The organism is Gemmatimonadota bacterium, assembly GCA_040388625.1.
Taxonomy (GTDB): Bacteria; Gemmatimonadota; Gemmatimonadetes; order Gemmatimonadales; family Gemmatimonadaceae; genus Fen-1247.
On the sequence record JAZKBK010000003.1, the window covers coordinates 240,289 to 265,160 of the forward strand.

At 62.3% G+C, this 24,872-nt stretch carries 23 protein-coding genes and 1 tRNA gene; 15 read left to right on the plus strand and 9 right to left on the minus strand.

Annotated features, from left to right (window positions below; all coding sequences use genetic code 11):
* Window positions 1-293: 293 nt before the first annotated feature.
* The 6 genes from aroF (at window position 294) to V4529_06755 (ending at window position 6,098) form a co-directional block, all read left to right on the plus strand.
* A complete protein-coding gene (gene aroF / locus V4529_06730; protein MES2358025.1) occupies window positions 294-1,268 on the plus strand; it encodes a 3-deoxy-7-phosphoheptulonate synthase in 975 nt (324 codons plus the stop codon).
* A complete protein-coding gene (locus V4529_06735) occupies window positions 1,265-1,939 on the plus strand; it encodes a prephenate dehydratase domain-containing protein (GenBank protein MES2358026.1) in 675 nt (224 codons plus the stop codon). The genes aroF and V4529_06735 overlap by 4 nt, the downstream gene beginning before the upstream one ends.
* Window positions 1,933-2,364 carry a chorismate mutase gene (gene aroH, locus V4529_06740; GenBank protein MES2358027.1) on the plus strand — a complete coding sequence of 144 codons (432 nt, stop codon included), beginning with the start codon at window positions 1,933-1,935 and terminating at the stop codon, window positions 2,362-2,364. The genes V4529_06735 and aroH overlap by 7 nt, the downstream gene beginning before the upstream one ends.
* A gap of 14 nt (window positions 2,365-2,378) precedes the next feature.
* Window positions 2,379-3,488: a threonine synthase gene (thrC, locus tag V4529_06745; GenBank protein MES2358028.1), complete on the plus strand. Its 1,110-nt coding sequence runs from the start codon at window positions 2,379-2,381 to the stop codon at window positions 3,486-3,488.
* Between the two features lie 270 nt (window positions 3,489-3,758).
* Window positions 3,759-3,831: transfer RNA gene (locus V4529_06750), tRNA-Asn, on the plus strand.
* A gap of 188 nt (window positions 3,832-4,019) precedes the next feature.
* Window positions 4,020-6,098 carry a sensor domain-containing diguanylate cyclase gene (locus V4529_06755; protein ID MES2358029.1) on the plus strand — a complete coding sequence of 693 codons (2,079 nt, stop codon included), beginning with the start codon at window positions 4,020-4,022 and terminating at the stop codon, window positions 6,096-6,098.
* On the opposite strand, the gene V4529_06760 is transcribed toward V4529_06755, so the two are convergent.
* Genes V4529_06760 through V4529_06775 form a run of 4 tightly spaced genes read right to left on the minus strand, consistent with a single transcriptional unit; the run spans window position 6,059 to window position 8,764 of the window.
* Complete coding sequence (locus V4529_06760) at window positions 6,059-6,478, minus strand: DUF393 domain-containing protein (GenBank protein ID MES2358030.1); 420 nt, start codon at window positions 6,476-6,478, stop codon at window positions 6,059-6,061. The genes V4529_06755 and V4529_06760 overlap by 40 nt on opposite strands.
* A 22-nt stretch (window positions 6,479-6,500) precedes the next feature.
* Entirely contained in the window at window positions 6,501-7,562 is a 1,062-nt protein-coding gene (locus V4529_06765; protein MES2358031.1) for an agmatine deiminase family protein, read from the minus strand.
* A complete protein-coding gene (locus V4529_06770) occupies window positions 7,559-8,479 on the minus strand; it encodes a carbon-nitrogen hydrolase (GenBank protein MES2358032.1) in 921 nt (306 codons plus the stop codon). Before V4529_06770 ends, V4529_06765 begins: the two co-directional genes overlap by 4 nt.
* 57 nt (window positions 8,480-8,536) lie before the next feature.
* Window positions 8,537-8,764, minus strand: coding sequence for a hypothetical protein (locus V4529_06775; GenBank protein ID MES2358033.1), 228 nt, complete (start codon window positions 8,762-8,764; stop codon window positions 8,537-8,539).
* Between V4529_06775 and V4529_06780 the strand changes: the two genes are divergently transcribed.
* Window positions 8,661-9,821, plus strand: a complete 1,161-nt coding sequence (locus V4529_06780; protein MES2358034.1) for an ABC transporter substrate-binding protein — start codon at window positions 8,661-8,663, stop codon at window positions 9,819-9,821. The genes V4529_06775 and V4529_06780 overlap by 104 nt on opposite strands.
* Window positions 9,818-11,533: a methyl-accepting chemotaxis protein gene (locus V4529_06785; protein MES2358035.1), complete on the plus strand. Its 1,716-nt coding sequence runs from the start codon at window positions 9,818-9,820 to the stop codon at window positions 11,531-11,533. Before V4529_06780 ends, V4529_06785 begins: the two co-directional genes overlap by 4 nt.
* Before the next feature lie 92 nt (window positions 11,534-11,625).
* Here V4529_06785 and V4529_06790 read toward each other — a convergent pair whose 3' ends face one another.
* Together V4529_06790 and V4529_06795 are read right to left on the minus strand one after the other, a co-directional pair.
* Window positions 11,626-12,831, minus strand: coding sequence for a serine hydrolase domain-containing protein (locus V4529_06790; GenBank protein ID MES2358036.1), 1,206 nt, complete (start codon window positions 12,829-12,831; stop codon window positions 11,626-11,628).
* Window positions 12,832-12,861: 30 nt separating this feature from the next.
* The gene (locus V4529_06795) at window positions 12,862-13,827 is read right to left on the minus strand and encodes a threonine dehydratase (GenBank protein ID MES2358037.1); all 966 of its coding nucleotides are present in this window, start codon (window positions 13,825-13,827) and stop codon (window positions 12,862-12,864) included.
* Between the two features lie 103 nt (window positions 13,828-13,930).
* Here V4529_06795 and queC point away from each other — a divergent pair, with 103 nt between their 5' ends.
* The 5 genes from queC (at window position 13,931) to V4529_06820 (ending at window position 18,123) form a co-directional block, all read left to right on the plus strand.
* Window positions 13,931-14,632: a 7-cyano-7-deazaguanine synthase QueC gene (gene queC, locus V4529_06800; GenBank protein MES2358038.1), complete on the plus strand. Its 702-nt coding sequence runs from the start codon at window positions 13,931-13,933 to the stop codon at window positions 14,630-14,632.
* 4 nt (window positions 14,633-14,636) lie between these two features.
* Complete coding sequence (gene queE / locus V4529_06805) at window positions 14,637-15,275, plus strand: 7-carboxy-7-deazaguanine synthase (protein MES2358039.1); 639 nt, start codon at window positions 14,637-14,639, stop codon at window positions 15,273-15,275.
* Between the two features lie 107 nt (window positions 15,276-15,382).
* Entirely contained in the window at window positions 15,383-17,161 is a 1,779-nt protein-coding gene (locus V4529_06810; protein MES2358040.1) for an EAL domain-containing protein, read from the plus strand.
* A 165-nt stretch (window positions 17,162-17,326) separates the two neighbouring features.
* Window positions 17,327-17,857 carry a hypothetical protein gene (locus V4529_06815; GenBank protein MES2358041.1) on the plus strand — a complete coding sequence of 177 codons (531 nt, stop codon included), beginning with the start codon at window positions 17,327-17,329 and terminating at the stop codon, window positions 17,855-17,857.
* Window positions 17,857-18,123 (plus strand): hypothetical protein, encoded by a 267-nt coding sequence (locus V4529_06820; GenBank protein ID MES2358042.1) that lies wholly within the window; start codon window positions 17,857-17,859, stop codon window positions 18,121-18,123. The genes V4529_06815 and V4529_06820 overlap by 1 nt, the downstream gene beginning before the upstream one ends.
* A gap of 151 nt (window positions 18,124-18,274) precedes the next feature.
* Here V4529_06820 and V4529_06825 read toward each other — a convergent pair whose 3' ends face one another.
* The 3 genes from V4529_06825 to V4529_06835 are packed head-to-tail and all read right to left on the minus strand — an operon-like array spanning window position 18,275 to window position 21,290.
* Entirely contained in the window at window positions 18,275-19,156 is an 882-nt protein-coding gene (locus V4529_06825; protein MES2358043.1) for a DNA-formamidopyrimidine glycosylase family protein, read from the minus strand.
* A gap of 6 nt (window positions 19,157-19,162) precedes the next feature.
* Window positions 19,163-20,338 carry an SRPBCC family protein gene (locus tag V4529_06830; GenBank protein ID MES2358044.1) on the minus strand — a complete coding sequence of 392 codons (1,176 nt, stop codon included), beginning with the start codon at window positions 20,336-20,338 and terminating at the stop codon, window positions 19,163-19,165.
* Window positions 20,339-20,360: 22 nt separating this feature from the next.
* Window positions 20,361-21,290 carry a hypothetical protein gene (locus V4529_06835; GenBank protein ID MES2358045.1) on the minus strand — a complete coding sequence of 310 codons (930 nt, stop codon included), beginning with the start codon at window positions 21,288-21,290 and terminating at the stop codon, window positions 20,361-20,363.
* A gap of 341 nt (window positions 21,291-21,631) precedes the next feature.
* Between V4529_06835 and V4529_06840 the strand changes: the two genes are divergently transcribed.
* Both V4529_06840 and V4529_06845 read left to right on the plus strand, forming a co-directional pair.
* Window positions 21,632-23,152, plus strand: a complete 1,521-nt coding sequence (locus V4529_06840; GenBank protein MES2358046.1) for a copper resistance protein CopC — start codon at window positions 21,632-21,634, stop codon at window positions 23,150-23,152.
* A gap of 166 nt (window positions 23,153-23,318) precedes the next feature.
* Complete coding sequence (locus V4529_06845) at window positions 23,319-24,827, plus strand: HAMP domain-containing sensor histidine kinase (GenBank protein MES2358047.1); 1,509 nt, start codon at window positions 23,319-23,321, stop codon at window positions 24,825-24,827.
* The last annotated feature ends 45 nt before the right edge of the window (window positions 24,828-24,872 follow it).

A 24,872-nucleotide genomic window follows, 5' to 3' on the forward strand; every position in this document is an offset into this window, starting at 1 on the left:
CTCGCATGGGACTCTGGTCGCTCGGAAATCGGCCGCGAGATGAAATCCCGGCTTGCGCGATCGCGGCCATCACCACAATTTTATTTCCGATGCGCCACTCTTCTCCCGCCACGCGATTTTATTACTACGCCAGCTACTGGGGACTTCCCCAGGGTGTAATCGTCGCACGCGGGTACCTGGCCAGACAAGGACAGCAAGGCTAGAAGTACAGAAGCAGCGCTCTCGATATCACGCCCTGGGGATTCAATCCTCAGGGCTTTTTTGTTTTTCCGACCGATCCACCGAGGCTCCAGATGTCCCAGTCAGCTCCTGAATACACATTAGCCGCGCACCCGACAACTGTTGGTGACGCCAGATCATCGACCAAGCCCGTCCGCGTGACTCCCACACTGATCATCGGCGGACATGATGTGGTCGTCGCGGCTGGCCCGTGCTCCGTCGAGGGATACGACATGCTCCTCGCCAGCGCGCGGCACGTGCAGTCGGCCGGTGGCACGCTGCTGCGCGGCGGCGCATTCAAGCCGCGTACATCCCCCTACGCATTTCAGGGGCTCGGCGAGGAAGGACTTCTGCTGCTCGCATCGGTCCGCGAGCAGACTGGGATGCCGATCGTCACCGAAGTGATGGATACGCGCCAGGTCGCGCGCGTCGCACAGATCGCCGACGTGCTTCAGGTCGGTGCACGCAACATGCAGAACTTTCCACTGCTCGCCGAGCTGGGACGGGCGGGAAAACCGGTACTCCTCAAACGCGGTGCATCGGCGCGAATTTCGGAGCTTCTGCTTGCCGCCGAATATGTGATGGCCAACGGGAACGAGCGCGTGATACTGTGCGAACGCGGCATCCGAACGTTCGAGACGATCACCCGCAACACACTGGACATATCGGCGATCCCCGTGTTGAAAGCAGAGACGCATCTTCCCGTGATCGTCGACCCGAGTCATGCCGGCGGTCGTGCGGATCTCGTGCTGCCGCTCGCCCTCGCGGCGATCGCCGCCGGCGCCGATGGATTGATCGTCGAGGTACACCCCGATCCATCGGCTGCGCGCTCCGACGCAGATCAGCAGCTGACGTTCGCGCAGTTCACCGATCTCATGCATGGCATCTCACTGATCGCCGCTGCGACCAACCGCGCGGTCCGCAAGCCGATTCCATCTCCGGTCGTGCCTAACATCGCTGCGAGCGACGTCGCTACCAGGTCGCACGACACGCGACGGCTTGCGGAGGAGACTCTCGCGGAAGAGACTCTGACAGTGGTGGCCGCATGATCGCGACACACCGCTCGACCGCGCGACTCTCTTCCACACACGAACACCCCGACGACGGTATCCACGTTGCATTTCAGGGCGAGCTCGGCGCATACGGACATCAGGCAATCGCGCAACGCTGGCACGGTGATGCGGTGCCAGCGCCATCGGCATCGTTCGAGCACGTAGTCACCGACGTGGCGTGGGAGATGGCCGATTTCGGGATACTGCCCGTGTGGAACTCCGTGGTGGGCGACATCGCCGGTGGATGTGCAGCCGTCAGGCTTGCCAGGAGCTCGCCATATGGGCTCATCGTGATCGGGGATACCCACGTCGTCGTGCGACACCATCTGCTCGCCCTTCCAGGTCATCGAATCGAGGACATCGAATCCGTGACCAGCCATCCCGTCGCGCTCGCGCAGTGCGGCAAGTTCCTCGCAGCGCATCCGAAAATCAGGCCGATATCGGGCTATGACACCGCCGGCGCCGCCCGTGACCTCGCAATGCACGGCACGCGTAACGCCGCGGCAATCGCAGGGCGCTTCGCTGCCGAACGCTATGGTCTCGTCGTACTCGAAGCGGACATCCAGGATGTCCCCGACAACGTGACACACTTTCTCATACTGGCGCGTCCGGTGCGTAACAGCGGTGCATCGCGCATGCCGCGCGCGAGCGAGGTCGTACGATGGTGATCACACCCGATCTGGACGCGTGGCGCGTCCGGGCAGTCCGCGGCGCAACCACCGTCGCGGGAGACAATCAGCTGCTCGTCCACGACGCCATACGCGAGCTGCTGACCACCCTCATGGCGCACAACGATATCAGAAAGAGCGATATCGTCAGCGCAGTGTTCACCGCCACGACGGACCTGCGTTCCGCCTTCCCCGCCACCGCCGCACGCGACCTCGGCTGGAACGACGTTCCGATGCTGTGCGCGTCCGAGATCGACGTTCCCGATGCCCAGCCGCGCTGTCTTCGAGTGCTCCTGCACGTCGACCGGCGCGCCTCGCAAGCGCCGCTCGTGCCGATCTACCTCCGCGACGCCGCATCACTCAGACCCGATCTGCCGGCCGCATCTCAGCGGGAGCCGGAACTGGCGGGAATGGCTCGGAGTTGATATATCCACTCGTAATGCAATCAGCGACATCCGAAGTAACGCACTCCAGTACCAGACCACCCACAGCACGGGGCGTGTTGGCGCGCTATGCAGAATTTCTTCCGCTGACGGCAGCGACCCCTGCCCTGTCTCTCGCAGAGGGCGACACCCCTCTGCTTGCAGCTCCGCGCCTTGCGAAGTGGGTTGGCGTGGACGATCTGCACCTCAAGTACGAAGGGGCCAATCCGAGCGGATCGTTCAAGGATCGCGGGATGGTGGTCGCCGTCGCCAAGGCGATCGAGGCTGGCTCGACGACGATAATCTGTGCGTCCACCGGCAACACCTCGGCAAGTGCTGCTGCTTACGCGGCGCGCGCTGGCATTGAGGCTGTAGTGTTGCTGCCCGCTGGAAAGGTTGCGCGCGGCAAGCTTGCGCAGGCCATCATGGCCGGTGCGACTGTGATCACGCTCGATGGAAACTTCGACCAGGCACTGTCGGTCGCGCGCGATCTCGCACGTGATTACCGCGTCGCGCTCGTGAACTCGGTCAACCCACATCGCATAGCTGGCCAGACGACTGCTGCATTCGAAGTGTGCGACGTACTCGGCGATGCACCGGAAGTTGTCGCGCTACCCGTCGGCAATGGCGGTAACGTCACCGCGTATTCGGAAGGTTTCCGCATCTATCGGGACGCGAACCGCAGTACACGCATGCCCATGTTCATCGGCGCACAGGCCGCCGGCGCCGCGCCGCTGGTACACGGCGCACCGGTCGCGAATCCCGAAACCGTAGCGACCGCAATACGCATCGGCAATCCGGCTAGCTGGAAGTCGGCGGTGAATGCGGTAACGTCATCGGGCGGTGAATTCAGCGCAGTCACCGACGATGAAATTCTTGAATCGTATCACAAGGTCGCCGAGCTCGAAGGCGTGTTCTGCGAGCCCGCCTCTGCCGCGGGGATCGCCGCACTCAGAATCGCTGTTCGCAACGGACGCGTCGCGCCAGGAATGCGCTCGGTGTGCGTGCTTACAGGCAACGGACTGAAAGATCCCGATCGCGCAGTGCCTGAATCGTTTGCTCCTGCAATTCTTCCAGCCGACGCGGCAGAGCTCGCCAGACAGCTGCATCTGACACGACTGTCGTAAATCACGGCGGCATGACACATCCGCCTGCAAGTTCCTCCTTGCGGGCGCGAGTACGGAGCTGTATCGTGGTTCAATGCCGTCATTCAAACACGCAAACAATGTGGTCCCATGCAATCTCGAGCGAAACTGCTTGGAGAGGGTGATCGTGTTGCGCGGATGATCTGACAGCACCAGACATACCGGTTGCACATTCGCCCTTCGGAGCCGTCGCTCAGAAGGGTTTTTCGTTTAGAACTCGTCGCTCATTGCCGAAACTCATGGCAATCCCGATGGGGTGTAGGTCAATTGGCAGACCGCCCGACTGTTACTCGGGAAGTTGCAGGTTCGAATCCCGCCGCCCCAGCTTGAGATACACGGTTACGAAATCAACGCTCGAGTCGTATTCATGAATTCGGAGCCACTCCAAAACCCTCGCGGCGACTGGCGGCATGCCAGCTGGCGCAAATCTGCAATGAAGTCAGCCCCACTTCGGCGCCTTGATAGCCACCCTGCCACTCGGCAGGGCGGGCACAACTGCGTCACAGCGACTCTGTGACCCCTTCGCGCAACTCGCCAGCGCAGGCCAACCCGTCGACTCCGGCGGAAGCAACTCGCGAGACAACCTCAGTCTGGGAGATCGGCCTCTTCCTGCTGGCGACCGCGTGCTTCGCGGGATATCTCGTCTGGGTCGGCTTCGACAGTATGGGCGCCGGTGGCACCGCCTCCCGCGTTCCGATCGTCACCCAGTCGCTGCTGTTCGTCCTCTCGATGCTGACCGCGGTCCTCTGCACCATCGTGTCCGGCCACGGCCTCGACCGGGCCACGCGGCGCGCCTGGCGCTTCTTCGCCATAGCCCAGATTGCGACCGGAATCGTCAGCCTGTCATGGGTTTACCGGCTCGCATCCGGCAGCAACGTCGCAGGCCCGCTGGCTCTCCAACTGATCGCCGCCACGTACGACGTGTTCCTGCTGGCGGCCCTCGTTACCTTCCCTGTCCGGCGCATGGCCAGTGGGGACCGGTCGACGTTCTGGTTCGATGGTGCAATCGTCGCTGGCGTGGCAACCCTGCTGACGTGGCATCTGCTGCTACGAGCTGCCCTCGTCGCGGCCGGATCGGACTGGCGCACGGCCATGTACGCGTTGGCCTACCCGGTTGCCGACGTGGTGCTTCTGTTCGCAGCCGTGGTGTTGTTGCTCCGGCGTCCGATGCCGGGAAGTCTGCGGTCCATTCGCATCCTTGCCGTCAGCATTCTTCTGAATACAGCGGCCGATCTGCTCTACATGTGGGCATACATCGCCCATGACTCACAGAGCGGCCGGTTCTTCTACGTGGTGTGGGCTGTGGTCGCATGGATGGCCACGGCGGCAGTGTTCGCCCAGTACCAGAACGTGCAGCAGGATTTCGGGTCGGTACATCTCACGTCGCATGAACGGCGCAATCATCCGCAGAGCCTCATTCCGTACCTGGCGATAGCGGCAATTTACGCAACGCTGATAGTCGAGGCATTTCGAACCGAGGCGCACGCCGCAGGCGTGTTGCCAGTTGGCCACCGGCTGTCCATCGCCGCGGACTTCCCTGTCACCACGATTGTCGTCGGAGCGATGGTGGTGACAGCGATCGTGATCGCGCGTCAGGTCGCGGCGCAGCGGAGAAACGCCGAGCTCGTCCGCGAGCGGCTCGCGCGCGAGGCACACTTCCGTGCGCTCGTCCAGCATTCGTCCGACATGGTGCTGGTGCTCGAAGCAGATGGAACGGTACGCGAGGCCAGCCCCGCGGTCGCTCGCGTTCTCGGTCACGCCCCTCAAAAAGTTATCGGACGCACATTCTGGGAGTTCTTCGTCTCCGACGACATGGCGGTCGTTCAGGCCGACATCGCGCAGGCCATCGCTGCGGGAGACGGAGAAGTCACCGCGAGCGGCCCGTGCGAGTGGCGCATCCGCGCCGCCAACGGCAGCGAGCGATGGGTTGAAGCCATCTGCACGAACCTGCTCGACGATCCCGTCGTGATGGGTCTCGTCATCAACGGGCGTGACGTCAGCGAGCGCAAGCAACTGGAAGTCGAGCTCACACATCGCGCATATCACGATACCCTCACCGGCCTCGTGAATCGAACACGATTCCGTGCGAAAGTCGTCGACGCAATCGGTCGTACCAGATCCGGCAAGAGACCCGATGATGGACGGAGCGGACTCGCAATCCTCTACATCGATCTCGACGGCTTCAAGGCTGTGAACGACATCTTCGGGCACGATGCCGGCGATCTGGTCCTCGCAACGGTGGCCGACCGCCTGCGCGACGCCACACGCGGCTCCGATACCGCCGCACGACTGGGTGGCGATGAATTCGCCATCTTGCTGGAGCGTCTCCGAGACGCGGATGAAGTTCGCATGGTTGCGAAGCGCGTGTTACATCTCGTGCGCGGTCCGATCAGGATCGACCACCGGGAGGTCGTGGTCGGCGCCAGCATCGGAATCGTTTGCGCCGCACTCGGCGACACAACCCGCGAACGCGAATCTGCGATAGATCCCGATGTCCTGCTGCGCAACGCCGACTCCGCGATGTACGCAGCGAAGGCACGGGGACGCGGGAATTATGAGTTTTTCGTTCCCGCCGCGGGCGGAATTGCGTGAATCCGACAATGGTCGCCGCAGCCAGGCTGGCCGCGGTGATCGGCAAACCATCGGTATCCGCGCTGAGCGACTTGCCGCGCGAACGGTAGCCGGAACAACCACGATACAACCCATCCGGCGCGCAACGCCTTTATGATCTCCTCGACCGCCGCCGCCCCTTCCCAGGTCCAGCCGTCGGAAGCACGCACTACCTGAAGCGATTCGTCGTACGCGCTTGCGGGAATCCATGGAAACCGGGCCCGAACTCCCGCTGACTGCGACGGCACGATCTCCAGAACGTGGTGCGTATCAAGTTTGGCGACCCGCTCCGCGAGCCGCGTGCAGACACTGCAATGGCCGTCGTAGATAACGGTGAGCTGCGTTCCCATCGCGTCGCTCATGTGCCGCCATTCCCCGTCGTGGTCAGGTGCCGCGGTAATCGATCGCCATCGCCGGCTGCTGCTGCGTGAGGCAGTGCAGCGTTCCCATCCCCCACACGAGATCCACGGCATGTATTCCGATCACCGTGCGATCCGGGAATAGTGTGGCGATGGTTTCGAGCGCAACGCGGTCGTTCGCATCATTGAACGTGGGCACGAGAACGACTTCGTTCGCGATGTAGAAATTCGCGTAACTCCCCGGAAGTCTCTGTCCATCCATCATGACCGGACGCGGATACGGCAGCAGCACGACGTTCAACGGCTGCCGCTCCGCCGCGAGACGCAACCGTTCCAGATTGTCCACGGACGACGCGTGATTCGCATCCGACGGATCGGCTTCGTACGCCAACGCGACGGTATCGAAGTTGACGAAACGCGCCATGTCGTCAATGTGTCCGTGCGTGTCATCACCGGCGCATCCGTTGCCGAGCCAGATGGTGTCATGACAGCCAAGGTAGGTAGCGAATGCTTTTTCGTATCCAGCGCGCGTGACACCTGGATTGCGGACCTGCACGTCGCTCAGCAACCATTCCTCGGTGACGAGGATTCTTCCCTGTCCATTCACCTCGATCCCACCCCCTTCGAGCACCAATCTCCGACTTGCGTCGTCCGGACGCATCGCAGACGTCATGGGCAACCCAGTCGCGTTCTGGATCGCGTCGGGAACTCGGCGGTCACGCGTGAAGTTGTCGTACTTGGCCCAGGCGTTGAAATCCCACGCGATCATCTCGACTTCGCCGTTCTCGTTCCAAACGAACGACGGTCCGGAATCGCGCAGCCACACGCGATCTGTCGGAACGAGCCGCAGATTGACGCGCTGCATCGCAACGTCGTGCGAACGCAGCATCGCCACGGCAGAATCGCGAACGCGCTCGTCGTGGCACAGGATCTCGACGCGTTCATGCATGGCGAGCACCCGTGCAATTTCGGCATACGCCCAGCGTACAGCCTCGAGTTTTGCAGGCCAATCGGGCTCGTGGTGTGGCCATGCTATCCAGGTCGCGTCGTGGCGCTCCCATTCGGCCGGCATGCGCCAGCGCGTCACCCCAGGTACCGATTCAGAATGGGTGAGTATGCGTCGATACGCCTGTCACGCAGGAATGGCCAGTTGCGGCGCGTGTACTCGATCAGGGCAGGATCGCATTTCGCGACGAGCACGCTCGGCTCGAGCCCCGCCTCGGCGATCACTCTTCCGAACGGATCCGACACGAAAGAGTGGCCGAAGAATTCGATTCCATCGGTGCCCGACTCCTCCTCGAATCCCACGCGGTTGGGCGAGGCGACATACACGCCATTCGCAATCGCGTGCGCGCGCTGCGCCGTACGCCATGCATCCAGCTGCGCCGGCCCGAACTCCGCCTTCTCCGCGGGATGCCAGCCAATCGCCGTAGGATAGAAGATGACGTCGGCACCGAGTAGTGCGGTGATACGTGCGGCCTCCGGATACCACTGATCCCAGCAGATCAGGACGCCGACATCGGCATAGCGCGTCTTCCAGACTCGAAAGCCGCTAGCCCCCGGGTGTTCTTCCTTCTCGTATGTGCGGTTCGCGTCGCCAGGCGTGAAGTAATACTTCTCGTAGTACAGCGGGTCGTCGGGGATGTGCATTTTGTGATACACACCCAGCAGCGAGCCGTCGGCGTCGATCACCGCAGCCGAGTTGCGATAGAGTCCAGCGGCCTGACGCTCGAAGATGGGGACGATTATCACGACCTCGAGCTCCCGGGCCAGCTCCTGCATCCGATCCGTTACCGGCCCGGGAATGGGCTCCGCGATGTCGAACCGCTCGCAGCTCTGGCTGGTGCAGAAGTAGTGAGAGTTGAACATCTCCTGCAGGCAGATGATCTGGGCCCCGCGGCCCGCGGCTTCCCGGATCCGGGTCACTGCCCGGTCCAGCGTCTCGGCGGGCGTTGCGGCGACCGCTTCCTGGATGATTCCGACCGTGAAGGGCTCTCTGCGCATAGGCGAAAATTAACCGAATCCCGCTACATACAGGACCGTGGGCGGAGGCCGCTGGCTTCAATCGACGCCGTCGCCTGCCGAAACTCTCTCTAGAGCTGCGTCCCCGTCTGGTGAGATGGTGACACAGTGCTCGTCCATGTCGTCCTTGTAGGGCGGCATCGAGTGGAGCGGCGTCGAGCCGATGGCCTGCCTGGCTGTCTCGGTTGCATTGGTGGCATTGGAGGTTTTGTTGGATCGTCGTATCGTCGTCGCGGCTCTTGCCGCGTCCATAAGCACCTTGAGCACCTTGGTCGCCTGCTCCCGTCAGCCTCGGGAGTACCTGCTTGGCGCGGCCGGTCCCCAGACTGTGGCCTACGGAATCCAGAACCAGCACGGGATCGATCTCGCTGTGGATGAGATCAACCGCGCCGGCGGGATAGACGGTGTGCCGCTACGCGTCGTCGCAAGTGACGATCGTGCAAGCGGAGCCGACGCAGCTCGCGTCGCTGGTGAGTTCGTGGCGAACCGGAAGATTCTTGCGGTGATTGGCCACGCGGGATCCGGTGCCGAGGTATCTGCTGCGCGCGTATACGACGGCGGTCATCTTCCAGCTGTGGCCACGACGCCGTCGTCGCCCGACATAACCGGGATCTCGCCGTGGGTGTTTCGCATGAGCACCAGCGATTCTGTGAACGGAATAACGCTCGCGCGCTTCGCATCGTCGCTGAGCGACTCGCTGCACCGTCCCGCAAGGGTCGCCGTTCTGTATCACAACGACTCGTATGGACGCGGGCTGTCCGACGCGTTCCTGCACAGCTTCAAGGGCCAGGTTCTGAGCACAGATCCGATCGGCACCGACACGAACCTCGAGCCGTACATCACGTACTTCAAGACACACGCTCCCGACATCGTATTCGTCGCAAGCGATGAGGATCTTGGAATCAAGGTGCTGCGCGAGGCGCGCAGGCAACACCTGTCGGCCACGTTCCTGGGTGGCGACGGATGGCAGGGTGTGGTGAGTGACCCTGCGTCGGAGGGAGCCTTTGTCGGAACACCATTCACCGCGCAGAACAGCAGCGAAGCAACGCAGAGGTTCGCGTCCGCATTTCGCGCCAGGTACGGGATGGTGCCGGACGCACATGCCGCGCTGGCGTACGACGCGACACGGCTGATCGCGAGCGCGCTCAGGAGCGGCGCTACCACCAGAACCGAAATTCGCGATTATCTCTCATCGCTGAAGCAATCGACCGCATTCGCGAGCCTGTCCGGCCCCACCTGGTTTAATGGCACCGATCCAGTTGGAGATACCTTCCGTATGACCCGCATACACGACGGGCTCATGCTTCCTGTGGAGCGCCGATGAGTATCCGCGAACATCTGCGTCTCACGACGATCAGGGATACCCTGCTCGTGGGATTTGCGGCGCTTGTATTCTGCCTGGTAATCGCCGGGACTGTCGGATGGATGGCGGTGCGGGCCGGAGCGGGCGACGTTACAGGTGAGCTGCAGAGCGTACTCGCCACGGCGCAGCAGACCTCGGATTATTCGAACATCGTGACGCGAGAGATCCAGGCCGCGTCCGCCTATCTCGCCAATGGAGATTCCGTATCGCTGCGTGAATTTCGCCAGCTTGGACACTCGGCGCACGGCCTGCAGCGTCGATTCGGCAGCACGCAACGTGCAACGCCGACCGAAGTTGCAGCGATCGCCGCGGTCGATAACAGACTTGCGGACTTCGAGAACGCCTACGCGCTCGCGCATCGCCTTCGCGATATGGGACGCACACAGGAAGCCCGCGCGCAGGCCGAGCAGGCGCGCGTCGTGGTTGCCGGTCTTCTCGGGGATCTCACGCGTTTCGAGGACACCAAGGCCACCGATGTCTCGAACGCGACGAGCCATATCGATTATCTGGCGAAGTGGCGCGCGACAGCGGTACTGGGTGCCGTCGCCATCGCCGTGTTGCTCGCCATCATGATCGCGATTCGCACCATCCGCGCAATCGCGACGCCACTTCGTGAGTTGTCCAGACACGCTCGCAGCTTCAGCGAAGGCGATCTCACGGCCCGCACCGAGACCGCCGGCCTCCCGGGTGAATTTGCGACGGTCGCAATCGCGATGAATCACGCGGCAGATTCGCTGTCGCGCGTCATCGACGTCGCGACGCAGACTGCCGACGATGTGACCCACTCGGCGGGTGACCTCGCCAGCGCGTCGCAGCAGATTTCGGACACCGCCAACCAGGTGTCGGAAGCCGTGACGCAGGTTTCAGCTGGCGCCGAGGCGCAGGTGCGGCAAATCAAGGTAGTGACCCACTCGCTCGACACGATTCGCGACGCGGCTGACAGCGTCGCAGCCGGCGCCGAGGAAGTACAGGCGCTCGCCGCGTCGATTCACGGTCAGGCAGCCGACAAGCGCACGGAGCTGGAGCGGACTCTCTCGATACTCGTGGACGTTCGCACGATAGTCCGGCAGGCCGCCGAGGAAGTGCGCGCACTCAATGCGACAGTAGGCGACATCAACAAATTCGTCATCTCTGTCGGACGTATCGCCGATCAGACGAATTTGCTGTCACTGAACGCCGCGATCGAAGCCGCGCGTGCCGGCGCAGCCGGCCGCGGGTTCGGCGTCGTGGCGGACGAGATTCGCAAGCTTGCCGATCAGTCACGTGCAGCCGCCGACGATGTCGTCGACCTCACCACTTCCGTTACGAGCCGCGTCAGCCGTACCTACAGCACGATGGAGCGCGGTGAAAATCAGGTCGGCGAATTGGAGCGAGTCTCTCGCGACATCGACGACGCGCTCGCATCGATCGCGGCTGCGGCCGAGCGCACTACGCGTGCGGCAGAAGGAGTCGCGCGCACCGCGGACGACAACGTTCGCGTGGTTCAGCGCGCAACCGACGGCCTTGCCGCCGTCGCACGCACCGCCGAGGGTCATGCCGCAACAGCAATGCAGGTCAGCGCGTCGACCGAGGAACAGAGCGCCGCATGCGAACAGATGACGACAGCATCGGCCCTGTTGCTGCGCGGAAGCACGCACCTGCGAAACCTGGTCGGAGAATTGCGCACCGCATAAACGCCGCGGGCGAAAATCGTACGCCGTTCCGACGATGCGGCATCGGCCGTACACCGCGCCCGATCCATCTGCACCGCACCGGAACCGGATGATTACCGGATCAGTCCGAACGCCGCCTCACGTATCGCATCGAACGCCGACGGCCCCTTTCCCGCCGGCCCCGTTCCCGGCGCGAGATCCGTGTCCGTATTGAACACGGCGATCACGGCTGAGCGATTTGCGGGATTCAGGTACATGAACGACACGAATCCCGCCTGTTCGCCCGTATGACCGATGAAAGTCGCACCGCCCTTGTGAACCACGAAGAACGACATCCCCATCGCTTCGGTCTCGTCGGCAGTCGCAGGCTTGGTTGGATGGATCGGCCGCCACATTTCTTCGAGACTCGAGTGCGCGAGGACGATGTCGTAGAGGCGCTGTTTCGCGGAGTCACCGTGTGTCGCGTTGGTCAGGAATCCCATGTATGCGACGAGATCGGCAAGGGGCGCATTCCAACCGCCATTGGGAATCGTGATCCCGGGATCGAAATCAGTACCGTTGTCCTGCACCAGCTCACGGCCGGTCGAATCACGCAGCAGTGTGTAATTGTGCGAACGATCCGGCGCCAGATAGTACGGTGTGATTCCGAAATAACTGTGTGTGAGCCCCAGCGGTGAGAGAATATTCTTCTGAACGTAGTTCTCCCACGGATCACCGGTGACATGCTCGATAATCCGCGCGAGGTAGATGAAGCCGGGATTGGAATAGCTGAACCGCGCGCCCGGCTTGAACAACAGCTCCTGATATGGCATCATCGCAACCAGCTGATTCCATGTCGTCGGCTCGAACGGCTCCCACGACTTTCCCTGCTTGTACGGCCAGGTCGGATTCTGGAATCCCGCCGAGTGCGACATCAGCATCCTGATCGTCACGCTGTCCATCGACCCAAATGGATCGTGAACCTGCCGCAGTTCCGGTATGTAGCTGGTGACACGATCGTCGAGCGACAGCTTGCCGCGATCACGCAGCTGCATGATCGAGATCGCGGTGAGCGTCTTGGTAATCGATCCATAGTGGAAGATCGTATTGTCGTCGATGCGCTTCTTCGCCACCCTGTCGGCATAGCCGTACTCGTGCCGCGCCACCACGTTCCCATCGCGCATCACCACCAGACTTCCCCCAACTATGCTGTCGCGAGCGGAACAGCGGTCGAACAGCTGCGTGAACGCATCCCAGCCGGAAGGCAGGGCTGTTCGCTGTGCAGCAAGCGGATGCGTTGCGACGAGCGCAACCAGCCAGAGCGATCTGCGTAAGAGCATCATTTCACACCAGGAATACCGGTGACTCGCCTAATGGGCAAGCACGCGAGCAAAGACGTCGCGATCCACGTTGCCCCCCGATAACACCACACCAACTTTACGTCCACGCATCGCCTCGCGCTCCTGCATCAGTGCCGCCAGCGCTGCAGCACCTGCACCTTCTGCAACATTGTGCGTATCGGTGAAGTACGCGCGCATCGCCTCCTCCACCTCGGCGTCGCTCACCTGCACCACGCGCTCGGCGCCGCGCGTAATGATTGCGAGCGGCTCCGCGAGTGGAGTGCGACACGCCATTCCATCGGCGATTTCAGTGGTGACTGGGTGCGAGACCACCTCGCCAGCGGAGACCGACAGCGCGTAGGCCGGTGCACCTGTCGAAACCACTCCGACGATTCTGGTGGACAGCCCGAGCCCATCCCGCGCCGCTATCATTCCGCAGATCCCGGAGCCGAGCCCGATCGGCACGTAGACCGTATCCATGTCCGGTGCAGCCCGCAGGAATTCGAGCGCGTAGGTACCGACGCCACTCACCAGATGCGGATGGTACGATGGCAATCTGTGCCAGCCGCGTTCCACGGCGATCCGATCAGCCGCCTCGACTGCCGCCTGGAAGTCGTGCCCCTCCTCGACGAGATCGGCGCCCAGCGCTCGCATCGCACTGTTCTTCTCCACGCTGTTCCCGTGCGGGACCACGACTAGAACCGGAATGTCGTAGCGCCGCGCGGCGAAGGGCACGGACTGGCCATGGTTGCCACGCGTCGCCGTCACGATGCCCGGAACCCGTTGCGCACCGCGCTGCAGATGATCCATGTACACGATTCCGCCACGAACCTTGAAAGCTCCGACGGGAGTGTGGTTCTCGTGCTTGACGATCACGCGTGTCCCTGTGCGCTCGGCAAGCAAGGGCCACTCATATTGCGGCGTCGGCGGCATGAGCCCGCGGACGATCTCCGTCGCGGCCTCGAGATCGCTCAGCGATGGAAGAACGGCTGTCATGCGGTGCAAGATACTCGTTATCGGCGGTCTCGGCGACGACGATGGCCGCCGAAAGCGCACCGCGGCGCGGGCCTGCGGGACACTGCCTGTTGTAGATTTCACCATGTCCCACACACGTCCCGCCGTCGTGCTTTTGAGTGGTGGCCTCGACTCCACAACCGTGCTCGCCATTGCCAGGCGCGACGGCTATGAGGTCAACGCGCTCTCGTTCAGCTACGGGCAGAGACACGACCGCGAGATCGACGCTGCACGCCGGATAGCGAACAGCTATGGCGTTGCACGTCACGAGGTCGTGACCATCGATCTCCGCGTGTTCGGCGGCTCTGCGCTCACATCGGACATCGCAGTACCCAAGGGACGCGACGTGAGCGATGCGACGGACGTGCCGATCACGTATGTACCGGCTCGCAATACGATTTTTCTCTCGTACGCGCTCGCGTTCGCTGAAGTCACCCACGCGCGAGACATATTCATCGGTGTCAATGCGGTCGACTATTCCGGCTACCCGGATTGCCGGCCCGAGTACATCCATGCATTCGAGTGCATGGCCAATCTCGCGACCCGCGCCGGTGCCGAAGGCAACACGATCGCCATCCGCACACCGCTCATCGATCTGACCAAGGCGCAGATCATCGCGCTCGGCGTGTCGCTCGGCGTGGATTACTCGATGACCACGAGCTGCTACGATCCATCCGCCACCGGCGAGGCATGCGGCCAGTGTGATGCGTGCCAGCTCCGCCTGGCTGGATTCAGTGCGGCAGGAGCCACCGATCCCATAGCATACGCACGCGCAGGGCGCGCTTAGCGCGATGGCGTACACAGTCAAGGAAATCTTCTACACGCTGCAAGGGGAAGGAGCAAACACCGGCCGCGCGGCAGTGTTCTGCCGTTTTTCAGGGTGCAACCTGTGGACGGGTCGCGAGAGCGACCGCGCGAGTGCCGTCTGTACGTTCTGTGACACTGATTTCGTCGGTGTTGGCCCTGACGGCGGGAAGTTCGCGGATGCTGAAGCACTCGCGAGTGCGGTGGAGTCGGCCTGGAGACCGACCACGGACGACGGTGCTGAACGGTTCGTGGTGTGCACGGGTGGTGAGCCGTTATTGCAGCTCGACGGGCCGGCGGTGGAGGCACTGCATCGCCGTGGCTTTCGCGTTGCTGTCGAAACGAATGGAACGCAGCCTGCAATAGCCGGCCTCGACTGGATCTCTGTGAGCCCCAAATCAGACGCAGCGCTCGCGATCACGACTGGTGACGAGCTCAAGCTGGTCTATCCGCAGGAGCGCGCACTTCCGGAGCATTTCGCAAATCTCCAGTTCACGCACTTCTACCTTCAGCCCATGGATGGACCGGCGCTTGAACAGGCAACCCGAGCAGCAATCCAGTATTGCCTCGATCATCCGAAGTGGCGGCTATCGGTGCAGACGCACAAGGTGGCCGGAATCCGCTGACATTGCGACCGTATCGGCTTTGCACCCGCTGTTGCGGAGGGGCTGTCATATGCGTCGTAAAGTCGATGAGCACGACGATGGCTACCACACCAGACGCGGGCTGACGCTTGTCCGATGAATGGAACGCGATTCACGGCGACGGCCGGGATGTCGCGGGACAGGATCGGACCTACGAAGCCGTGCTGGCCAGCGAGGCGCGCTTCCGAGCCGTCTTTGAGCACTCCGCCGTCGGCATCGCACTCATCGATACCGATGGCCGGATCATCGCCACGAATGCTGCCATGCAGCAGTTCCTTGGCTACTCCAGCGAAGAGCTGCTGAACCGTCACCTGTACCAGCTCGTTCCCGACGATGACGCCAACGGTCTCGCCGCAGCGATGGCGGCGATCTCGAGCGGCGCAAGTCCGGAGCTCGCGACCGAGCAGCGCTATACTCGCCGCGATGGCGAGATCGTATGGGCCGCGTTGACGATGTCGCGCGCACACAGCGCAACCAGCGGCAAGTCGCTCGGCGTCATCGCCATGGTGCAGGACATACGCACACGCAAATCGCTCGAAGAACGACTCACACATCAGGCATCACACGATCCACTCACGGACCTCCCGAATCGCACGCTGTTCAGGCAGCGAGTCGAGATGGCACTGCAACGCGCAGCTCGCCGTGATCGCGTGGTGGTGATGTTTCTCGATGTCGACAACTTCAAGGCGGTGAACGACAGCGCTGGGCACAGTGCGGGCGACCAGCTGCTCGTCGTCGCAGCAGCCCGCTTGCTCAACGCGACGCGCGGCTCGGATACCGTCGCGCGCTTCGGAGGCGACGAGTTCGCTATCCTCCTCGAGAATGTGCGCGACGACGAGGAGGCGAGGATCGTTGCCGATCGCATCACACGCGCCATGCGACAGCCGATCCCGATCGGAAACGAGATGGTGACCGTCGGAATCAGCACAGGCATCGCGCGGCCACACTCGGACAGCGACGGCGCCGATGAGGTGCTCCGCAATGCCGACGTGGCGATGTACTCCGCCAAGGGATCGGGCAAGAACCGCTACCAGTTCTTCGAGCCTTCGATGCACACGGCCGTGGTCGACAGGATCGGTCTCGAGACCGACCTGCGCCACGCAGTGGCGGTACCAGCGTCGGAATTCGTGCTGCACTATCAGCCGCTCGTCCAGCTCGATACCGACACCGTCGTCGGCGTCGAAGCTCTCGTGCGCTGGAATCACCCTCGCCGCGGCGAATTGCAGCCCGCTGATTTCATCACGGTAGCCGAGGAAACTGGTCTCATCGTTCCGCTTGGCCGATGGGTGCTTCATGAAGCCTGCACTCAGGCCTTCGCCTGGTGGCACGGCTTGCCGGATGAACATCGCATGAGCGTCGCCGTAAACGTCTCCGGGAAGCAGATCCAGGACGCGACCTTCGTTTCCGACGTCGCGGCTGCTCTCGCCGACTCCGGACTTCCGCCGGAGCGACTGGTCCTCGAGATCACGGAAACCGTCATCATGCACCGTACCGAGATGATGGTCCAGCGGCTGCAGGAGCTGAAGGAGCTCGGAGTTCATCTCGCAATCGATGACTTCGGCACGGGCTATTCATCGCTCAGCTATCTGCAGCAGTTCCCGATCGACATCATCAAGATCGACAAGGCCTTCATCGAAGGGATGGAGCGTGACGCGGCCGGCGCTGCCCTCACCCGCACGATCATCGGACTCGGCGGGACGCTCGGCCTTTCGACCATCGCCGAGGGAATCGAGCATGCGTCGCAGCGCGTGACGCTCGAGGATCTGGGCTGCGTCATGGGCCAGGGTTTCCTGTTCGCGCGGCCATCCATAGCGGCCGGCGTAGGCGAGAACGTCAGCAAGCCAAACAAGGCTCCAGAGAAGAAGTGATCGCCCGCTAAGTTTAGGGAGCGTACAACACACTACCTCCGGAATGCCGATCCATCTGGCAAAAGGCCTCACCCTCGCACTGGCGTTGCTCGCGCCCGTTGTCACCACACTCTTCTTTCACAGACGATCACTTGCTGCAGCCCGGCGACAGGGTCAGGTGCAATAGTGTACGCTGGTCACATCGGCTTTGGGCTTGGTGCGTACTCGTTCCGGAAGACGCTCCCTCTGTGGCTCGTGCTCGTCGCGGCGCAGATCCCGGATTGGCTCGACGCCGGATACTGTGTCGCGGACATCAGTCGCGGTCCCAACGGCATGTACACACACGGATTCATTCCCGTTGGAGCTGCTGCGATCGTCTTTGGGTTGCTTGCATATGCAATCACTCGCGACGTGACCGGCATGTTGATCGTGGCACTGGTGGTCGTGTCGCACTGGGGTCTGGACTATTTTACCGGGATCAAGCCGACGTGGCCGGGCGGACCGACCGTGGGTATGAATCTCTATGCGCGGCCGTTGGTCGACTTCGCGCTGGAGTCGGCGACGATTCTCGCGGGATGGCTGCTGTATCGTCGTACGCTTCCGAAGTCGGTAAGAAATCACGGTTGGACATACGCCACACTGCTGATGCTGTGCACACTGCAAGTGCTCGCAGGCGCAGCATTCGCCCTCAGTCTTGGAGGTCACACAAAATGCTGATGAGCATCCCCATCATATCGCCGATCGAGATACGGGTTGGCGAGCCGGCCGTTCGCATGCTGCCAGCGCCGGATTACGAAATTCACGCACTTCCCCCCGCTGCCATCCTGAGCGCGGAGACGTCAACGCCGCCCGAGGACCCCGCAATCACGGCGCTGAATGAGATCGAGCTCGCCGCACAGATCAGCGAATATCATGATTTCTCCTGGTGGGATGAACGCATTCGTCAGATCCGTGAGCGACTCGCGCAGGATGGAGCAAGCTGACGGGAACCGTCGAAGGAACGTCAGCCCTGCGAAAGCGGGTTCGATAGCATTTACAGTGACAGGCACGGATGCATCCGTGCCCCACATTCGCCTGCCGCCGGTTACGCCTGCTACGTGACGGTGTTGAATCCGATCGGACGATGCTTCCGCATCACAGGTCATCCACCGACTTGGGCCAGTCGTGTTTGAGTAATCGCGACAGTCCGCGATCCGCCAGCAACTTCCCATTTGTCTGGCACCGGGCGCAGTAATCAGTCTCGTTGCTTGCATACCTGATACGTTGCACTGGCGTACCGCATACCGGGCACGGCTGCCTGTACTTGCCGTGCACCGCCATCTCAGGACGGAACGCCGTGACACGCTCCGGAAACTTGTCGCCGGTCTCCGCGCGCAGACGATCGGTCCACTCGCGCAGCACCACGCGTGTTGCGTCGTACAATCTGAGTGCGTCATCGTCGCTGATGCGTCCGCTCAGTGCGACCGGCGAGAGACGCGCGCGATGCAGTATCTCGTCGGAATATGCGTTCCCTATTCCATCGAACAGACGCGGATCGGTGAGTGACCGCTTGAGCGTGTGATTCTCGCTCCGCAGTCGCGTCGCGAACTCGCTGAAATCCGACGCGAAGACATCGAGCCCGCCCCGATCCAGCTGCGACAGCGCTTCCCTGCCGCGGATCAGTGACAGCGAGGCACGTCGCGTGGTTCCGGCTTCGGTGAGAACGAGCGTGCCAGTTTCAAACGCGAACGTCGCGAGACTCAGCTTTTTCGGGGCAGCCTTGCCAGCCGGCAACCAGCGCAACCGGCCGGCGATCATGAGATGGATGACGATGAACAACTCGCCTTCCAGTCCAATCACGATTCGCTTACCGATCCTCCCAACCTCCACGACTTCACGCCCGCTCGCTTCGGCGATTGGCGGATCGAAAGTCCGGAGCACGAACGGATTCAATACAGAAAGCGCGATGAGGCGCTGATGCAGAATTCGTGCGTTCAGCGCCTCGATGTAGACAGTGATGTCGGGAAGCTCAGGCACTCTCGGTCACGTCAGAAATTCGTGCAGCAACGAATGAAAATGGTGCACGCCATTCTCTCGCTTGACCGAGTAGCGTCCACGATCGTAGATCCTGGATCTCAGATTCTTCTGAACCGCCTCGCAGATCTCGATATCCTCGACCTGTATCTCATCGCTGAACTTCAACAGTCGAGTCCATGTCTCGTCGGCCTCCACGTCCGCCGGAGGGCTGGCGGAATACCACTCGAATATCGTCAGCGTGCGATCGACGCCGAGTGGCAGGATCACGTTCGTCTGCATCTGACCAAGGTAGACATTGAGCATGACATTCGGGAACAGCCAGTAGTATTGTGCCTGGTCGTCGGCGGTGCCGCTCTGCTCCGGAGGAAGATAGTTGCGCTCCTCCCGGTTCCCGGCGACAGGGCGCAGCGGGGCATGTTGCAGCGAGTAGTACCGGTGCGGCTCGACGCGATACTGGTCGTACGCTATCTCCTTGTGAAGGCCGGGATGCACCACCGGAATGTGATAGCCTTCGAGATAGTTGTCGATGTACACCTTCCAGTTGCAGTTGAGGGTGTACTCACGCCGCATCACGTAGCGCATCTCGTCGATGCGAAAGTGCCGCGCACGATCCGGAATGTCCTCCAGAAATTCGCTCAACGGTGGCGCCTTGAGATCGAGGTTCGCGAAGACGAGCGGCCCCCACTGCGCCACCTGGACAGGCTTGAGGTGCATGTCCTCCATGGAGAATCGCTCGACACCTTCCATCTCCGGCGCGCGAATCAGGTCGCCCTGAAGATTGTACGTCCATCCGTGATAGTGGCACTGCAATGTCTTGCGCTTGCCGCACCCCACGGCGACCATCCCGGCCCTGTGCAGACAGACGTTGTGAAAGCCGCGCAGCGTTGGACCGTCGCGCAGTATCACGATTCCCTCGCCCGCGACGTCGGCAGTGAAGAACTGTCCCGACTCGGCGACCTGCTCCGCACGCCCCACGAGCTGCCACGTTCGGCCGAATATCCGCTCCTGCTCCAGCTCGAGATACACCGCATCCGTATAGAGACGCGACGGAATCGTCGATGCGCTCGCGATCGACGCGTCGAACGGGAAATGGACCGGCATGAGAAATTCCTGGATCGATTGGTCGGAAATTGTAACACAAAAAAAGGGGCCCGGCAGCATCACGCCGCCGGACCCCTTCATCAAGAGCCCTATCGTAACGTGCCTACGGCACGAGCAGAATCAGGTACGGCGAGGGGCGCCAAAAGGTCTTCGGGTCAGTAATGTGAATCGCCCCGTGGAACACCCGGCCCTTTGCATTGGACCGATCTGCACCGGTGAGGTCCTGCGACGAGATGATCTCGTACGTGCGCGTCGTATCTACTGGAACCGTCGTCATCGCAGACATGTCGAACGCACGGAACAGCGTGGAATCCGGATGGCCATTCGCCGGTCGGATGGTCTGGCCGATCTTCACGATGAACGGGAAGCGCGATCCGCCAACCACCTGCGCGATGTGGTGCTTCACGAGATAGTCGGCCGTGCCGCTTACGACGAACACCCTGCGATTCTCATAGGCTGTGGAATCGATGGTGTAGCCCAGCTGCTGCGTACGGTACTGCAGCGAATCGCCACGAATGTTCGCCGCGTAGAGCTGCCGGACCAGTGAATCGGCCCGCGTCTGCGACGACGCGAGCTGGGTCTGCAATGCCGCGACCGTCGTCTGGAACTCTGTAACCTGCGCCTTGAGCTGGGAGTTCTGGCCACCCAACCTGGAAACCCGTTCGTCGATGGTGCGAAGACGGGCCTGAGTGCTTTTGAGCCGCGCGAGAGCCTGGACCGTCCGTGCGCGAACGCCTTCTTCATAAGAAGTAATCGGCTCTCCCTTGTTCTTCGCCTTGATGCCAGCGGAGGAGGTTGCCGAGTCGATTGACGCCATCGCCGCCAGAAGGCTGCGCGTAACGCCCATGAGCGAGTCCTTCTGTGCCTGTAGCTCCGCCGTCTGGGACACGGTTGTTGAATCGGTGGCCGGCGCCGTGGCGTTGCTGGCTGACGTTGTCGCGCCCGCACTCGTGCCCTTTTCACCCTTCTGGCAAGCGGCGAGCGTAATCGCCAGCAGGACAGCTGGTGATATCCATCTTGCGGCACGACTCATATATGCTGATCTCCCATAGTGGTTACATGCGCCGCTGCATCCGCAGAGGGCATATTCCGGACTGCTGTTCGAGTGAATGTCTGCCAGTATCGCGCCAGACTAATAATCATATGTTTATCATGCCGTTGAGCTCGGATATGGTCCAGCGGCGCGCGCGCAAGACGGTATGTTTCTCCTATGAAACAGCCCCGTGAGACGCGTTGAATCACGACCCCATATTTTCGACTTTGATAGCGCAAGAAATTGGACTGGAGGCACCCCGGCGGAGCGCTGGATCGGGGAACAGGGAAATTTTGGCTGGTCAGAGAATCCCCGCTCCGACCGGGATCGAAGCAAGGCGTTTGACTCCCTATAGAGACAACGGCGACGTACCAGCCGCACCATTTGGACGGCGGCCGACGGCGGCCCGCTCGCCAGTGATTGCGACACGTACTGCCCGATGGCTGATAGCGATCGTCGTGGCAGCACTGACGGTCGCCGCCCCCCGAACGGCGTGGGCCCACGCACACCTGGTCAGGAGCACACCGTCGGCGGGATCTCACATGACCGTCGCGCCGACCGGGATCGAACTGTGGTACAGTGAAGCTGCCGAAGCCACGCTGACCACGATCTCCATAACCGGGCCGGGTGCCAGCCGCACAGCGGTCGGGCCGGTGAAGGTCGACCCCACCAATCCGCTGCACCTGCTTGCGACGATCGATGCCCCTCTTCGGCCGGGAAAGTACACGGTAGCCTGGCGCACGGTCGCGAAGGATGATGGGCACCCCTCCAGAGGCAGCTTCACCTTCGTGGTCGACAGCGCAGCCGGGGAAACGACAGGCGCCGGCAGTACATCCACCGGCGCAATACAGCACGATAGCGTCGGGGCAGCAAGCGCCAGGACATCTCCCGCTCCCGTGCAGGGAATGGATGTGGAAGCGCCGGCCTACGTCCTGGCGCGCTGGCTGACCTTCGTCGCCCTTATAACGGTAGTGGGCGTGGCAGCGTTCGTACTGCTGGTACTGTCGAGGGTGAGCTCGGAGGGCGATGCAGACACTGTCGGGGCGTTCGACGATCGCGCGACGAGGCAGGCGGCCAGGCTCGGGCTTGCCGCCGGAATCGTCTTTCTCATAGCCTCGGTATGCCGGCTGTACGCGGAGCACGCCGTCGTCGGAGGAAACCTGGCGATGGGGTCGCTCCTGGGCATGTTCTGGGGGAGAGTCTGGATCACGCAGTTTGTCATCACGGTGATCGTGTGCATCGCCTTTGCATCGGCTCGTGGCTCGCGTCGACAAGGAACACCTTGGCTCGTGGTGGCGTTTGTTTCAGTGGCGCTTGCTGCAACGCCTGCATTCTCCGGACACGCCATGGCGGCGCCCGGAAACAGAAGCCTCTCCATTGCCATCGACGTGATTCACGTGGTTGCGGCAGGCGCGTGGCTGGGTGGCCTGCTGACCCTCACAGTGGTTGGCGTGCCCGCGGCGCTCTCGATTGGGAATTCCATCGACACGGATGCGCGCGCGCCCGGAGGGCTGCCATTGGTTGCAAGACTGGTGAATGCGTTCAGTCCGCTGGCGCTGGTGTCTGCGGGATTCGTCGTCGCCAGCGGAGGGCTTGCCGCGTGGATGCGTGTCGGATCTTTTGCGGCGCTGTTCCATTCGACGTACGGGACGGTGCTCCTAATAAAGCTTGGGTTCGTGATGCTGGTACTCGCGGGCGGTGCGTTCAACTGGCTGCGGATGCGGGGAGCACTCGCTCATCGGGAGACCGGTGGATCTGCAGTCGGCGGCTTCCGACGCTCGGTGTGGATCGAGCTCACAGCTGGAGTGCTCGTGATCGCGGCGACGGCTGTCCTCGTGGCGACCCAGCCGCCGGTGCGTTGAATCGCGGAACTCTCATTTCGTAGCAGAAATACTCGTTTGTCTCCGGGGCGACCCGGGACCATGCTGCCGATCGCTGGGTATGATATCGCTTCTGGTGACGTGACCGGATGCTGATCCGAGCCACGATGCGCCCCCTTTCGCGACGTCAACGATCGAGGAACTCGGCATGACAGGCGGGCCAACTCAATCCAGCCTGACGCGTTGGGCGACGCCGGCGCGAGGATATAGCGCCGGAAGTATTGATCATTCCGCTTCGGCGACGCGACGAACGGCATGGTGGGCGCCTCTCGCATTCGTCGCCGTCGTACTCGCGGTTCTGACCGCGACTCCGGTGCTGGTGAGTTATCGCGTGCGCCGGTTGCGCGATCAACTTACCGATGGCAGCGGCGCGGGACGAGTGATCGTCAACGATCTCGAAGTGGCGTTCGCGACACAACTACTGATCCACGAAGGTGAGAATGCCGCCGGCACGCCGGCGGCGAGTGCGTCGGGTGACTCGGTCGCCAAGTTGCGTGAGCGGGTCGACGAATTGGCGCTCGATTCGGTTGCACGACGTGTGGGGCCGGATGCCGTCGAGCAATTCGTGGAGCTGCGCACGCTTGCAAAATCGTGGCACGACCGGATGGATTCGGAGGTGGCCACGTCTGGAGTTGCGGCGGCGAGACTCACGAAAGGTCTGAGCATAACCGGGCAACAGGTTCTCAACTCCGCCGAGTCGCTGGACAGCTATTTCCAGGCGCTGGGACTGCAGCAACGCGGGCGCATTCGACGCCTCGAGCGTGTCAACCTGATATCGGCCGTCATACTCGCACCGCTGGCACTTGCCGCGGCGCTGGTGCTCTTCTGGACAGGGCGGCGCACGCTGTTCTTCGCGCACGCCGCGGAGCGCGACAGAGCAGCGCTCGCACGTGCGATGCTATCCAAGGCCACGCTCGTTCGCGGCCTTACGCACGACCTCAAGAATCCACTCGGCGCAGCGTACGGCTATGCGGAGCTGCTCGAAGACAACATGGTGGGGCCTGTTTCCACGGAGCAGCGCGAAATGCTCGGCAGGATCAAGGGACTCGTCACATTATCCGTGACTACCGTGAATGACCTGCTGGAACTGTATCGCGATGGCTCCGACGGTCTGCAACTGCAGCGAGTGCCGACCGAAGTGGAGAGTCTTGCGCGAATCGTGGTAGCGGATTTCATGGCTGAAGCGCAGCACTCCGATCTGGACCTCGCGTTCGACACCGACACCCTGATGGAATCGGATGAACCGCGCGCCGCTGGCAATTCGTCCATTCTTGCGAGCACCGATCCGGCGCGCGTACGCCAGATTCTTGGCAATCTCGTTTCGAATGCGATCAAGTACACGCCGGCCGGCGGCCGCGTGCGACTGTCGGTGCGCGGACCGAGCAAGAGCGATCCGCGAATCGCGATCGACGTGCGGGATACGGGCCCCGGCATCCCGGCGCCGTTTCAGGAGCGCATCTTCGAAGAGTTCTTCCGGTTGCCGGAGAACGAAGGGATCGCCGGATCGGGTGTAGGACTCGCAATCAGTCGTCGCTTCGCGCGCCTCCTGGGCGGCGACATCACGGTGACTGACTGGTTCGAGGGCGGATCCGTGTTCACGCTATGGCTGCCGGCGGATCAGGCGGGAAAACACAACGCGCCGGTAAGAGTTGCATAATTGACGACACTGTCCACGCGCCGAATTGGCGGTCTCGCGTAGGGC

Coding starts and splice junctions, on each gene's coding strand:
- V4529_06785 (MES2358035.1), top strand. CDS start 9,818: ATGAGTATCCGCGAACATCTGCGTCTCACGACGATCAGGGATACCCTG.
- V4529_06845 (MES2358047.1), top strand. CDS start 23,319: ATGACAGGCGGGCCAACTCAATCCAGCCTGACGCGTTGGGCGACGCCG.
- V4529_06760 (MES2358030.1), bottom strand. CDS start 6,478: ATGAGCGACGCGATGGGAACGCAGCTCACCGTTATCTACGACGGCCAT.
- V4529_06830 (MES2358044.1), bottom strand. CDS start 20,338: ATGAAGGGGTCCGGCGGCGTGATGCTGCCGGGCCCCTTTTTTTGTGTT.
- aroF (MES2358025.1), top strand. CDS start 294: ATGTCCCAGTCAGCTCCTGAATACACATTAGCCGCGCACCCGACAACT.
- V4529_06835 (MES2358045.1), bottom strand. CDS start 21,290: ATGAGTCGTGCCGCAAGATGGATATCACCAGCTGTCCTGCTGGCGATT.
- V4529_06790 (MES2358036.1), bottom strand. CDS start 12,831: ATGCTCTTACGCAGATCGCTCTGGCTGGTTGCGCTCGTCGCAACGCAT.
- V4529_06780 (MES2358034.1), top strand. CDS start 8,661: ATGGCCTGCCTGGCTGTCTCGGTTGCATTGGTGGCATTGGAGGTTTTG.
- thrC (MES2358028.1), top strand. CDS start 2,379: ATGCAATCAGCGACATCCGAAGTAACGCACTCCAGTACCAGACCACCC.
- aroH (MES2358027.1), top strand. CDS start 1,933: ATGGTGATCACACCCGATCTGGACGCGTGGCGCGTCCGGGCAGTCCGC.
- V4529_06820 (MES2358042.1), top strand. CDS start 17,857: ATGAGCATCCCCATCATATCGCCGATCGAGATACGGGTTGGCGAGCCG.
- V4529_06770 (MES2358032.1), bottom strand. CDS start 8,479: ATGCGCAGAGAGCCCTTCACGGTCGGAATCATCCAGGAAGCGGTCGCC.
- queE (MES2358039.1), top strand. CDS start 14,637: ATGGCGTACACAGTCAAGGAAATCTTCTACACGCTGCAAGGGGAAGGA.
- queC (MES2358038.1), top strand. CDS start 13,931: ATGTCCCACACACGTCCCGCCGTCGTGCTTTTGAGTGGTGGCCTCGAC.
- V4529_06735 (MES2358026.1), top strand. CDS start 1,265: ATGATCGCGACACACCGCTCGACCGCGCGACTCTCTTCCACACACGAA.
- V4529_06795 (MES2358037.1), bottom strand. CDS start 13,827: ATGACAGCCGTTCTTCCATCGCTGAGCGATCTCGAGGCCGCGACGGAG.